Origin of the sequence: Staphylococcus pseudintermedius, assembly GCF_001792775.2 — a bacterium.
GTDB lineage: Bacteria > Bacillota > Bacilli > Staphylococcales > Staphylococcaceae > Staphylococcus > Staphylococcus pseudintermedius.
In genome coordinates this window covers 59,969-72,491 of the sequence record NZ_MLGE02000003.1, presented here as the reverse complement: position 1 = coordinate 72,491, position 12,523 = coordinate 59,969, and the positions used below count along the sequence as shown (strand labels likewise).

Sequence of the window (12,523 nt, the reverse complement as noted above, 5' to 3'; positions counted from 1 at the left end):
TTATTATTACCCGAAGAAATCATTATGGTATAATATGCTTTGAGTTAGAAATGTCACCATGTGTGGGAGGTATGTCATGATGACTAATGAAATCTTAGTCGTAGATGATGAACATCGAATTAGAAAATTATTAAAATTATATTTAGAAAGAGAAGGTTATGTCATCGCAGAAGCTAGTGATGGACGCGAAGCTTTAGACATGGCGACAAAATATGATTATTCATGTATTTTGTTAGATTTAATGTTGCCTGAAATGGACGGTCTTGAAGTTGCGGTTAAATTACGTGAACTTAAAGATACGCCTATTATTATGCTCACTGCAAAAGGCGAGGAAAATAATCGCGTTGAAGGTTTTGAATCAGGTGCTGATGACTACATCGTTAAGCCATTTTCACCACGCGAAGTTGTGTTGCGCGTTAAAGCGTTATTACGTCGTACAGAATCTTCAAAAGCTGAACAAAATGAGCCGCATGCCCGTGATATGATTGAATTTAAACATTTAACGATTGATAATGATGCACATAAGGTATTGGCTGATGGGACGCCGGTTAATCTTACGCCAAAAGAATATGAATTACTCATTTTCTTAGCTAAAACACCTAATAAAGTATTTGATAGAGAACAATTATTAAAAGAAGTTTGGCATTACGAATTTTACGGTGATTTACGTACTGTAGATACACATGTCAAACGTTTGCGTGAAAAATTAAATCGTGTTTCTGCAGATGCAGCAAAAATGATACAAACCGTTTGGGGTGTAGGGTATAAATTCGAAGTTAGCAAGTCGGATGAAACGACTTAATAACGTTGTCGTAAAACTGTGGTTAACTATTATTTTAATAGTAACGACAGTTTTAATTTTATTAAGTGCTGCATTAATCACGTTTTTCCAATATTATTTCACGCAAGAAACTGAACGTGCGCTCTATCAAAGTGCTGAAAACGTAAACCAAGTATTACTTAAAAATGATAATCGAAAACTCGCCATTGAACATAGTGAAGCTTTGTTAGAGGATAATAAAGGCCTCATTATCTTACCCGACCGTGCGCATATCAATGAAAAAGATACTGTTAAAAAGAAAATGCTTAAAGAAATTAGTGAGCATCCAAATTTTGACCGTGTACTAAAAAATAATCATTCTGAGTTACAACACGTCACTTTTAAAATTGATGGTAAAACGCATACTTATGTATTACTCGGTTATCCTTCTAAAGATAACAACGGCCAATCTTCAGCGATATTTATTTATCAAGATTTAAAGAGTATTGATGATACGAATAACATCATTACGGTTATGATTTTAATTACAGCTGTCGTTTTCCTAGCCATTACAACGGTTTTCGCATTTTTCTTATCAACACGTATTACGAATCCACTGCGTCAACTTAAAACCCAGGCGAAAGAAGTCGCTCGAGGAAACTATGACAAGCGTGTACCAATTCAAACGAGAGATGAAATTGGCGAGCTCGCGATGACTTTTAACAAAATGAGTCGCAGTATTCAAACGCATATCGATGCGTTAACGACATCTAAAAATATTCGTGACACCCTTATTAATTCAATGGTTGAAGGGGTATTAGGTATCAATCATAAAAAACAAATTATTATTTCAAACGCTTTAGCTGAACGGATGCTTTCAGAATTTAACGAATCCGACCGCGAAATGTTTAATCTACAAATTGAAGATACATTTGAGAGTCAAAAAACGGAATATCGAGAATATGAAATGAATCAACGTTTTTATGTGATTATTATGAGTCATATTAAAAAAATTCAAACTAACGGTGAAGGCGGCCTTGTTGCTATCGTACGTGATATGACAAACGAACATGAGCTTGAACAAGTGAAAAAAGACTTTATCGCAAGTGTCTCTCACGAATTGCGCACACCGATTTCATTATTACAAGGTTATACCGAGTCGATCGTGGATGGTGTCGTCACTGAACCGGAAGAAATCAATGAATTTTTGACGGTTGTATTAGACGAGTCTAAACGATTAAGTCGCTTAGTCAATGAATTGTTGAATGTCGCGAAAATGGATGCTGAGGGGTTGAATGTTACGCAAGAAGTGCAACCGATGCAAGATTTAGTTAGAAAAATGGCGATGAAATATCGTCAACAAGCACAAGAACTAAATTTGACCTTAGATTTTCAAATGGACGGCGAGATGGCTTCACTTTGGTACTATGACTTTGATCGCATGGAACAAGTGTTGACGAACCTTGTCGATAATGCGTCACGTTATACACAACCCGGCGATACAATTTCAATTAAAGCAACGGCGGATCATGACCATCAAATTTTAACTATTGAAGACACGGGCGTTGGTATCCCACCTCAACATTTAGAGAAACTTTTCGAGCGTTTTTATAAAGTGGACTCTGCACGTAAAAGGGGCTCACAAGGAACAGGGCTTGGATTGTTTATTACACGCATGATTGTAAATGCGCATGGTGGTCACATCCGAGTAGAAAGTGAACTCGACAAAGGAACAAAATTTATCATTTCATTACCTAAAAAATCACATGTAGAAGAAATCGATTAAGCAAGGATGAATTTCTACAGGAACGACGATATCTCATTTTAAAATCGAGGTATCGCCGTTCTTTATTTATATCTTCAGGATGTTTAAGTTGTTGCAAATAGATTGTATTCAAAAGTTATCTCATGTAAACTATTAACGAAAATAATAAAAAATTAATTCATCTTCGGGGTAGGGTGTAATTCCCAACCGGCAGTAAAATAAGCCTGCGACCTGCAAATGATGTTCAGCATCTTTGTGGCTGATCTAGTGAGATTCTAGAGCCGACAGTTAAAGTCTGGATGGGAGAAGATGGAGGTTTATTTGTGTTGCTCTTTATTCCTCCTATTCGTGAAAGATGAATTTAATGGGAGGTCTTTTTTATGAAACAAAAGCAAACGAAACGAATGATAACGGTAGGGATGTTAAGTGCAATTGCAATTGTACTGACATTTATAAAGTTTCCGTTGCCATTTTTACCGCCATATTTAACGATTGATTTTAGTGATGCACCAGCATTATTGGCGACATTTACACTCGGGCCGGTTGCGGGTTTGCTCGTTGAACTAATTAAAAACTTACTGAATTTCTTTTTTAACTTAAGTGATCCTGTTGGGCCAATTGCTAACTTTTTAGCAGGTGCGAGTTTATTACTTGTAAGTTATGGAATCTATCGTAATAATCAATCAACAAAACATCTCATTTTAGGATTAATTACTGGTACTATTGTCATGACCATTGTGTTAGCTGTCATGAATTATTTCGTGTTACTCCCACTCTATGGCATGATAATGAACCTTACTGATATCGCGAATAATCTTAAGTTGATTATCGCAGCAGGCATTATTCCATTTAACATCATCAAAGGCGCATTGATATCTATTATTTTTATATTGCTCTATCAACGCATTGGACATATTTTGAAATAAATATCTTAACAGGCTGGGACATTGTGGTTTCCAGCCTTTTTTATAGTCAATGAGTGAAGCAATAGTTAAACAATAAAGCTGTTGATGTAAAGAATGTTCGGATATGATTTCTATCAATACAAAGCGGATTTTTATTCAAAACATAAAAAATAGATTGAGTAGCATGGTAATCAAACCATTTTTCTACTCAACCCTCATCTTAGTTTACTTAGACCTTAAGTTGTTTTATATTAATATTAAAGACAAGTGTCCTCAATATGAACTATTCAAATTTGAGTGCGTCACCATCAAATGACTCCTCTTCAACTTTAATAGAGTCAGTAGGGCAACCTTCAAAAGCATCTTCAAGATCTTCATACAATTCTTCTGGTACTGGCGTTGTACCTTGGTTGTCATCTAAAATTACATATGCAATACCTTCATCGTCGTAGTCATAAATATCTGGAGCAGCTGCACCACATGCACCACAAGCTATACAAGTATCCATATCAACAATTGTATATTTAGCCATTTTTTCGCCTCCCTTTTCAAAGTACCATACTCACATTATAATTTTATTGTAGTTCTGTGTACCCGATTTTTCAATATATACGTTTTTAACGAGGTCTAAACATGAAACAATTAATTCTATATCTCTATCATCATGCATCAGCCTACAAAACTAAAAAAAGCATCTTTAATATTATCATAGGTAAAAAATCTCATCAAACTTTTTTTGATGCTGTTTCTTTAAATATATTATCACTCTATGGCTGTGCACCCAAATTAAAGTATGAACAGTTGGAACAAATGATTAGTCATGAGTCATACCATCATACGACTATTCAAACAAGCAATCGTATGACGTATTCAACTTTAGACGCTACTTTTAAAGCATTTCAGCTATTAGTTCAAACGGTTTCTCATATTCAACACAATCAACGTACATTTTTGCCTATTACATCACAAGTCGACATTCACGAAGTTGTACGCCTTATTTATTATGAAATTGAGCAACAGCAATTACAAGATGCATTTGAAGAAGAGGTCACAACATTATTTAAAATGCTAGCCGAGAAACATGACACATTATATACGCATTACTTATTGACTGGATATGACGAACCGATGTACACGTTTGCCCAAATAAGCATGATTGAGTCCATTGATATCCATGATTTGTATACTGCATATTACGAAGAGTTATTATCCATTTATCTTTTCATTCAAAATGCTGATACGTTTCCAATACTTTCACAATGTATCATGCCTATAGAATTATCCGATCGAGTAATGCAAACGTTACAATTGCTACAAAAAGGATATTCAATAGCAAAAGTCGCACAAATTGAGCAAGTACGGGAAACGACGATAAAAGATCATATTCTTGATTTGTTTATGAAACAGCTTTTAACAAACTATGATGATTTTTTCACGCATCCGTATAATGAATTTCTTAAATTTTATCAAGCGCACCCCTATCAACGATTAAAACTGTACAAAGAACAATTTGACACATTATCCTATTTTGAACTTAAACTCGCGATTATTGGCAGCGCAAAAGGAGAATTACATGCTTAAAGATGCTTTAAAACAATATTTTGGTTTTACAACATTCCGCCCCGGTCAAGAAAGTATTATTTCAAGCGTTCTAGAAGGGCAACATACACTCGGGATTTTACCGACCGGAAGTGGTAAGTCGCTTTGTTATCAACTACCAACTTATATGAAGCAACAACCGACCTTGGTCATTTCGCCACTCATTTCGTTAATGGACGATCAAGTGATGCAGATGAAAATGCAAGGAGAACACCATGTCGTCGCGATTCATTCAGGGATGGAACAAGCGGCCAAAAAGCGAGCGTTCCAACAGTTAACACAAGCCCGATTTATTTTTGTGAGTCCTGAATTCATTTTACAGCCGCACCATTTTCATCTTTTCAAAAATATCCGATTCGGCATGATTGTGCTTGATGAAGTACACTGTTTATCTGAATGGGGATTTGATTTTAGACCACACTATGCCTTGATCGGTAAAGTGATACGCTATTTTAACGAAGCCACCATACTTGCACTGACAGCCACTGCAACGCGACACTTGAAAGATGATATTCAGCGTGTCATTCAAAAATCAATTCATGTCATTGAACACTCAATGGACCGACCAAATGTGGCTTTATCTGTAAAATTCATGTCATCATATGAAGAAAAAGTGAATTGGTTAATTGATACAATTGCGACGTCTGGTCCTACCATTGTCTATGTGTCTTCCAAAAAGGTCAGCTTAGATTTAGCAACTTCAATTTATGAAGCAGGGTATTTAACGGGAATATACCATGGAGATCTATCTTATCAAGAGCGTCATACCGTTCAACAACAGTTTTTAAACAACGACATACGAATTATCGTTGCAACAAGTGCTTTTGGCATGGGCGTCAATAAACCAGATATTCGTACCATTATTCATTTTCACGTTTCAACGACACCTTCAAGTTATCTACAAGAAATAGGACGTGCGGGTAGAGATGGGCTTCCAAGTCAAGCCATTGCACTGTTTCAACCAGACGACCAGTATTTAATGGAGACGTTGGCATTAGTGAATATCATGCATGCTTCAGATGTGGACCAATATGAAGTCGGTCAAATGATTGATAGTGAAAAACGTGCCATTTTAGATGTATTAACTGAAGCTTTTTCATTTCAACAACTTAGACAAATATTCACTCAAAATGAAGACATGAAAAGACAAGGTTATCGTCATATGTATCATTATATTTTAACCAAACAATGCCGACGTCAACATTTACTGAATTACTTTGGTATGACGAAAGAAACGACAGATGCATGTTGTGATCAATGCGAGGCACTTAGTCCAGTTTATGAAAAAAATAAGAAAAAAGTTAAAAGAAAGTTAACTTACATTGAAAAGTTGGAAAATTTGTTTCATTAATTTTCACAATGCTTTCACTTTTAATTTAAACCCGTTATAATTTAGGGTAAATGGTATTAGGCGATTTAACGACAACATAGAATTAAATAGATGTGATGAATTGATATTGATCGTATCAAAGTTTATACTTTCAAATCGTTATTGTACATTTGATATGGAAAGGATGAATGTTAAGTGTCAAAAGATAATTTCAAAGATGAGTTTGAACGCAGTCGTCAAGAAATTAAGTCCCATCATCATGACGAGGACGAGACAACTGAAGCAATAAATGAAAAAGATGATCAACCTCAAGCAAGTCAGGAACAGCAATTCCCGCCACGAAATGCTTCTAGACGCCACAGAAAAAGAGATTTCGGTATATCAAAAGCTAAACCTACACAAAAAGATACGCAGACTAACCCACAAGAAGCAGCAGCTGACAAAAAAACAGGTCCGATTGGTGGCGTTAAAAAGAGTGATGACAATCACCTTAATCACACGCAACATGACGCTGAAGGCAAACGTGCTCAAACAGCTGATTCAATGCAAAATGAACCAGCGAAAGAGGATACGAAAGGTCAAAGAGCTGCAACATCAGGCCATACAGCTGTTGGAACTGGTGCAAATGTTCAAATGACAAATAATAAAAAGCAACAACCTAAAGTGACAAATGAAGCACAAAGCAATCAACAAGGAGAGCAACAAGAACCCCGCAAAAGTAAAAAAACTTTGGCCACTGGGGCAGGTTTAGGCGCGACAGGTGTGGCAAGAGCGGGCATGGAGAAAAATGACCAAAGTCCAAAACAAGACGAAAATCCAACTTTAGAAGACAGCAAACCTCAAGGGAACAAAGGAAAAAAAGCTGCGGCAGGTGCGTCGACTGGCGCAGCAACAGGTTTAGGCGCTTCAAAAGCTCATGCGCAACAAACACCAGAACGTCAACCAGAAACTGAATCTTCAGAGACGACTGTTTCAAATGGATCTGGCGGTGGATTTTTCAAAAAGCTTTTACCGTTACTAGCGGCGATTATTCTTTTAGGTACAGTTGCGATTTTCGGTGGCATGTATCTCTTTAATCAAGATCATCAAAATGATAATCAGCAAGAAGTCGCACAAAAAGAGGATACGAAGAAAAATTCAGATGACAATCAACAAAGTCAATCTAAAAACGAAGACGATAAACAAGATGATTCCGATAAAGCGACAGCTTCAAAAGATAGCGACGACAACAGTAAGGATGACAATGATCAATCAGAGTCAGACGCCAATAATAGTGACAATTCAAATGCTTCAGATCCAAATGAGACATCCAATCCGAATAATAGTCAAAACGACGTAAATAATAGCAATATCAATAACCAACAAAACACTTATCAACAAGGCCAATCTGCTGGCGGACAGACTCATGTCGTGAATGGTAACCAAAACTTATATCGTATCGCTATTCAATATTACGGTAATGGTTCACCTGAAAATGTTGAAAAAATTAAACGTGCGAACGGTTTACAAAATAACAACATTTCGAACGGACAACAGCTCATCATTCCATAAATTTGATAAATGCAGCCTTATCCTGAATCAATGGATAAGGTTGTTTTTTATTGCCGTTCTATTTGCAATAGTGACTGTCACAAACTTTTCCATTTAGAATCACTATAAAAGTTGATATAATATACAAGGATTATCACAGTTCTTATCATATACGATGCTAGTATGAGATTTAGGAGGCAGTATGAAACATTAAAGTAGCATAATTGACGTTTGTGAACGCACATTTTTAATGTTTCAGTATAAAAATGAAAACTGTAGAGAGTATTATTATAGGCGGTGGCCCATGTGGACTGAGTGCCGCCATTGAACAAAAGAAAAAAGGTATTGACACACTAGTTATCGAAAAAGGGAATATTGTGGATGCGATTTACCATTATCCGACACATCAAACTTTCTTTTCATCTAGCGATAAATTAAGTATTGGTGACGTGCCTTTTATTGTAGAAGAATTAAAACCACGTCGAAATCAAGCATTAGTGTACTATCGTGAAGTTGTTAAACATCATCAACTTAAGGTCAATGCATTTGAGGAAGTGTTAACAGTGAAAAAAATGCATGATCACTTCACTTTAACAACGACTAAAGATGTATATCAATGTCGCTATTTAACTGTTGCGACTGGTTATTACGGCCAACATAACACGTTAGAAGTAGAAGGTGCAGAGCTATCCAAAGTAATGCATTATTTTAAAGAACCGCATCCGTATTTTGACCAAGACGTTGTCATCATCGGTGGTAAAAACTCTGCAGTCGATGCAGCAATTGAGTTAGAAAAAGCAGGTGCACGTGTCACTGTTATTTATCGAGGTGAGACGTATTCACCAGCGATTAAGCCATGGATATTGCCGAATTTTGAATCACTCGTTCGTCGAGGTAATGTTCAAATGCATTTCAATAGTCAAGTGACAAAGATTACAGAAGATCAAGTGATGTTTGAAAAAGAAGGAGAAACCATCACAATCGATAATGATTACGTGTTTGCGATGATTGGTTATCACCCAGATTATGACTTTTTGCAATCTATTGGTATCGACATTCATACTAATGAATATGGAACAGCACCGGTATACAATTCCGAAACGTATGAAACGAACATTGAAAACTGCTATATCGCTGGGGTTATCGCGGCTGGCAATGATGCGAATACTATTTTTATCGAAAACGGTAAATATCATGGTGAAGCCATTGCCCGTCATATATTGACTAAAAAGCAATCGCCATTAGAATCATAAATTGTATGAGTGTTTACTCAAAATATTATCAAAAAGCCTTTCGTCGTTGATATTACTGATGAAGGGCATTTAATTTTATATGACATGACGCATTTTTATTGTGTAATTTTTTCAATATATCATACCATGGTTGTGAATGTGGAGAGTAGCTCACGCATTTCATACATTTCATATCTAAAAAAGAATGAACACATGATACTGTGTAAATGCACAAAAAATAGCCGTATCTCAATTCCACAATTAAGAGCGGCTATTTTCATAATGATATCTCTTTTTTATATAGACCTCGTGTCGTTTTATACATTAAAGTAATCTTGAATTTGATCATGTTGAAAATCGTTGCTTAATGCGACGAGTAACTTTAATCTCGCTTTTTGGCCGTTCAAACCGTTTGAAAAAATCACACCTTTTTCAAATAATTGATGACCGCCACCTTCATATGCATAAACCGCACTCACTATCCCATTAAATGATCTTGATACTAGAACAATAGGAATATTTTTATCCAAACATGCATTGACACCTGGCATGGCAGTAGGAGGAAGATTACCTTGTCCGAGCGCTTCAATCACGAGACCATCTACATGACGTTCTGCATAAAAATCCAACATTTCGCATCCCATACCCATATGTGCTTTAATTAACGGAATTTGTAGTGAAGCATTAATATTTGTTAAAAATTGACGCTCATACGGTCTATGGTGAAAATAGACACCTGCTTTAGTAATCACACCAAGCGGACCGTGGTTGGGACTTTGAAACGTATTCGTGTTTGAAGTATGAGTTTTCGTGACATTACGCGCTGTGTGTATCTCATCATTGAAAACCACCATGACACCTTTACCTGCGGATTCTTCTTCAATCGCTACTCGTATAGCTGAAATAAAATTGTATAAACCATCTGACCCAATCTCATTGGAAGAACGCATAGCTCCTGTAATAACGACTGGTTTAGACGTCGAAATCGTTAAGTCTAGTAAAAAAGCAGTCTCTTCTAACGTATCGGTGCCATGTGTAATCACATAACCATCAAAGTGTGTTAAATGGTCTGGGTCCTCAATGATTTCTTTTAAAATTTTGACATTATCAATTGTCATATGTGGAGAAGGGACGTTAAAAGGCACCTGTTCATCTATGTTAGCGTACTGTGCAATGACATCTTGATGATGCGTAATCGGATTGTCGTCATTCGTCATCACTTTATTCGATTCATCTTCTGACATACTAATTGTGCCACCCGTATGGATGACTAATAAATTTTTCATTTAGCTTCCTCCTCGTAAAATAGTCCATTATTATGATAAAATATTGTTAAACAAACGACAAGGAAGGTAACGTATGAAAGCGATTAATATTGCATTAGATGGACCGGCAGCCGCTGGTAAGAGTACGATAGCAAAAAGAGTAGCTGCTCAATTAGGCATGATATATGTAGATACAGGCGCAATGTATCGTGCAATCACATACTATTATTTAAATAACAAAGAACGATTCACCGACTTTACATCACTCATTTCCGAAATTGATTTACGCCTCGGTTATGATGCTGAAAAGGGTCAACGTGTCTTTTTGAATGATAATGATGTGACTGATTTTCTACGTGAAAACGATGTAACGCAAAATGTGTCCTATGTTTCGTCTATAAAAGAGGTACGTCAATTTTTAGTTCAAGTGCAACAAAAACTTGCAGCGGACAAGGGCATCGTTATGGACGGCCGAGACATTGGGACAACCGTACTTCCTGATGCAGAAGTAAAAGTTTATATGATTGCATCTGTAGAAGAGCGAGCTGAACGTCGTTATAAAGACAACCAAGAAAGAGGTATCGAATCATCTATTGAGCAATTGAAAAAAGATATTGCTGAACGAGATGCATACGATATGAACAGAGAAATTTCACCGTTAAAAAAAGCTGAAGACGCAATTGAAATCGACACAACTGGCTTGAGTATTGAACAAGTCACAGATAAGATCCTGTCTTTAGTAAATGCGGTTTAATTTATTTTATTCTAACTTATCTAAATTTCTTGACAATTCAAGACTTTTATAAGAAGTTATTATTATGTAGTAGTATAAGGAGGCAATCATGATGACTGAAGAATTCAATGAATCAATGATTAATGACATTAAAGAGGGCGATAAGATTACAGGAGAAGTACAACAAATTGAAGATAAGCACGTTGTTGTTCACGTCAATGGCGGTAAATACAACGGTATTATTCCAATTAGTCAACTTTCCACATATCATGTTGAAAATGCAAACGAAGTGGTCAAAGTCGGCGACGAAATTGGCGCTTATGTGACTAAAATTGAAGTTGATGAAGAAAACGAAACAGGCAGTTACATCCTTTCTAAACGTAAATTAGAAGAAGAGCAGTCTTATGCTTATTTACAAGAGAAATTAGAGAACAACGAAACGATTGAAGCGAAAGTAACTGAAGTCGTTAAAGGTGGTTTAGTTGTGGATGTAGGTCAAAGAGGTTTTATTCCTGCATCATTAATTTCAACTGATTACATTGAAGATTTCTCTGATTATGAAGGACGTGTGCTTGAACTCAAAGTTGAAGAGCTTGAACCTGAAAAAAATCGCGTCATCTTAAGTCGTAAAGCCGTAGAAGCGGAAGAAAACGAAAAGAAAAAAGCAGAATTATTACAATCGATTAAAGCTGGCGACGTAATTGAAGGTAAAGTTGCGCGTTTAACTAACTTTGGCGCATTTATTGACCTTGGTGGCGTTGATGGTTTAGTCCATGTTTCTGAGTTATCTCACGAACATGTAAAATCACCAGAAGAAGTTGTTTCTATTGGCGATACTGTTAAAGTTAAAGTTCGTTCAGTTGAACAAGATTCTGAACGTGTGTCATTATCAATTAAAGATACATTACCAAGTCCATTTGAAACAATTCAAGAGAAATATAGTGAAGGCGACATTGTTGAAGGTAAAGTAATGCGCTTAGCTTCATTTGGTGCATTTGTTGAAATCAGCAGTGGCTTACAAGGCCTTGTGCATATTTCAGAAATTAGCCATAAACATATCGGTACACCTGGCGAAGTTCTTGAACCAGGTCAAACTGTTCAAGTTAAAATTTTAGGTATTAATCCTGAAGAAGAACGTATTTCACTATCAATTAAAGCAGCAAATCCTGACGAAGAAACGGAAGAAGCTTCTGAGGAAACAACACAGCACTATACACAACCTGCTGATGAAAACGAAAACAACCCAACTTTAGGTGACGTTTTCGGTGATAAGTTGAAAGACTTAAATTTATAATCTATTTCGAACTAAGGTTATTTCACGTAACCTTAGTTCTTTTATTACGAAATTTCGCCCATCAAACTTGATTACCGCCTTATCGGTACCACTTCTCGAACTTTTTTCAT

Annotated in this window: 11 protein-coding genes and 1 riboswitch; of the genes, 9 read left to right on the top strand and 2 right to left on the bottom strand. The window is 36.2% G+C overall.

The window, feature by feature from the left end:
- The first annotated feature begins 79 nt into the window (after positions 1 to 79).
- The 3 genes from BJK46_RS03155 to BJK46_RS03145 all read left to right on the top strand — a co-directional run bounded on the left by BJK46_RS03155 (position 80) and on the right by BJK46_RS03145 (position 3,451).
- Positions 80 to 802: a response regulator transcription factor gene (locus BJK46_RS03155; RefSeq protein ID WP_026066968.1), complete on the top strand. Its 723-nt coding sequence runs from the start codon at positions 80 to 82 to the stop codon at positions 800 to 802.
- Positions 789 to 2,546, top strand: a complete 1,758-nt coding sequence (locus BJK46_RS03150; RefSeq protein ID WP_103263550.1) for an ATP-binding protein — start codon at positions 789 to 791, stop codon at positions 2,544 to 2,546. The genes BJK46_RS03155 and BJK46_RS03150 overlap by 14 nt, the downstream gene beginning before the upstream one ends.
- A 155-nt stretch (positions 2,547 to 2,701) precedes the next feature.
- Positions 2,702 to 2,840, top strand: a riboswitch (FMN riboswitch).
- 65 nt (positions 2,841 to 2,905) lie between these two features.
- Entirely contained in the window at positions 2,906 to 3,451 is a 546-nt protein-coding gene (locus BJK46_RS03145) for an ECF transporter S component (protein WP_014613874.1), read from the top strand.
- Between the two features lie 262 nt (positions 3,452 to 3,713).
- On the opposite strand, the gene BJK46_RS03140 is transcribed toward BJK46_RS03145, so the two are convergent.
- The gene (locus BJK46_RS03140; protein WP_014613875.1) at positions 3,714 to 3,962 is read right to left on the bottom strand and encodes a ferredoxin; all 249 of its coding nucleotides are present in this window, start codon (positions 3,960 to 3,962) and stop codon (positions 3,714 to 3,716) included.
- Between the two features lie 101 nt (positions 3,963 to 4,063).
- On the opposite strand from BJK46_RS03140, the gene BJK46_RS03135 reads away from it, so the two are divergent.
- From BJK46_RS03135 to ypdA, 4 genes are all read left to right on the top strand, one after another.
- Positions 4,064 to 5,011 carry a helix-turn-helix domain-containing protein gene (locus tag BJK46_RS03135; RefSeq protein WP_015729144.1) on the top strand — a complete coding sequence of 316 codons (948 nt, stop codon included), beginning with the start codon at positions 4,064 to 4,066 and terminating at the stop codon, positions 5,009 to 5,011.
- The gene (locus BJK46_RS03130; RefSeq protein WP_015729143.1) at positions 5,004 to 6,380 is read left to right on the top strand and encodes a RecQ family ATP-dependent DNA helicase; all 1,377 of its coding nucleotides are present in this window, start codon (positions 5,004 to 5,006) and stop codon (positions 6,378 to 6,380) included. Before BJK46_RS03135 ends, BJK46_RS03130 begins: the two co-directional genes overlap by 8 nt.
- Before the next feature lie 174 nt (positions 6,381 to 6,554).
- On the top strand, positions 6,555 to 7,910 hold the full coding sequence (gene ebpS, locus BJK46_RS03125) for an elastin-binding protein EbpS (protein WP_099987111.1): 1,356 nt from the start codon (positions 6,555 to 6,557) through the stop codon (positions 7,908 to 7,910).
- A gap of 245 nt (positions 7,911 to 8,155) precedes the next feature.
- Positions 8,156 to 9,142 carry a bacillithiol disulfide reductase YpdA gene (gene ypdA, locus BJK46_RS03120; protein ID WP_014613879.1) on the top strand — a complete coding sequence of 329 codons (987 nt, stop codon included), beginning with the start codon at positions 8,156 to 8,158 and terminating at the stop codon, positions 9,140 to 9,142.
- A 296-nt stretch (positions 9,143 to 9,438) separates the two neighbouring features.
- Here the strand turns inward: ypdA and BJK46_RS03115 are convergent, their stop codons facing one another.
- Positions 9,439 to 10,407, bottom strand: a complete 969-nt coding sequence (locus BJK46_RS03115) for an asparaginase (protein ID WP_063284377.1) — start codon at positions 10,405 to 10,407, stop codon at positions 9,439 to 9,441.
- A gap of 73 nt (positions 10,408 to 10,480) precedes the next feature.
- On the opposite strand from BJK46_RS03115, the gene cmk reads away from it, so the two are divergent.
- Both cmk and rpsA read left to right on the top strand, forming a co-directional pair.
- Positions 10,481 to 11,140: a (d)CMP kinase gene (gene cmk, locus BJK46_RS03110; protein ID WP_014613881.1), complete on the top strand. Its 660-nt coding sequence runs from the start codon at positions 10,481 to 10,483 to the stop codon at positions 11,138 to 11,140.
- An 88-nt stretch (positions 11,141 to 11,228) separates the two neighbouring features.
- Positions 11,229 to 12,413 (top strand): 30S ribosomal protein S1, encoded by a 1,185-nt coding sequence (rpsA, locus tag BJK46_RS03105; RefSeq protein WP_099984953.1) that lies wholly within the window; start codon positions 11,229 to 11,231, stop codon positions 12,411 to 12,413.
- The last annotated feature ends 110 nt before the right edge of the window (positions 12,414 to 12,523 follow it).

Bases quoted from the DNA above. Each gene is read 5' to 3' on its own strand.
- BJK46_RS03155 (WP_026066968.1), top strand. From the start codon at position 80: ATGACTAATGAAATCTTAGTCGTAGATGATGAACATCGAATTAGAAAA.
- BJK46_RS03150 (WP_103263550.1), top strand. From the start codon at position 789: ATGAAACGACTTAATAACGTTGTCGTAAAACTGTGGTTAACTATTATT.
- BJK46_RS03145 (WP_014613874.1), top strand. From the start codon at position 2,906: ATGAAACAAAAGCAAACGAAACGAATGATAACGGTAGGGATGTTAAGT.
- BJK46_RS03140 (WP_014613875.1), bottom strand. From the start codon at position 3,962: ATGGCTAAATATACAATTGTTGATATGGATACTTGTATAGCTTGTGGT.
- BJK46_RS03135 (WP_015729144.1), top strand. From the start codon at position 4,064: ATGAAACAATTAATTCTATATCTCTATCATCATGCATCAGCCTACAAA.
- BJK46_RS03130 (WP_015729143.1), top strand. From the start codon at position 5,004: ATGCTTAAAGATGCTTTAAAACAATATTTTGGTTTTACAACATTCCGC.
- ypdA (WP_014613879.1), top strand. From the start codon at position 8,156: ATGAAAACTGTAGAGAGTATTATTATAGGCGGTGGCCCATGTGGACTG.
- BJK46_RS03115 (WP_063284377.1), bottom strand. From the start codon at position 10,407: ATGAAAAATTTATTAGTCATCCATACGGGTGGCACAATTAGTATGTCA.
- cmk (WP_014613881.1), top strand. From the start codon at position 10,481: ATGAAAGCGATTAATATTGCATTAGATGGACCGGCAGCCGCTGGTAAG.
- rpsA (WP_099984953.1), top strand. From the start codon at position 11,229: ATGATGACTGAAGAATTCAATGAATCAATGATTAATGACATTAAAGAG.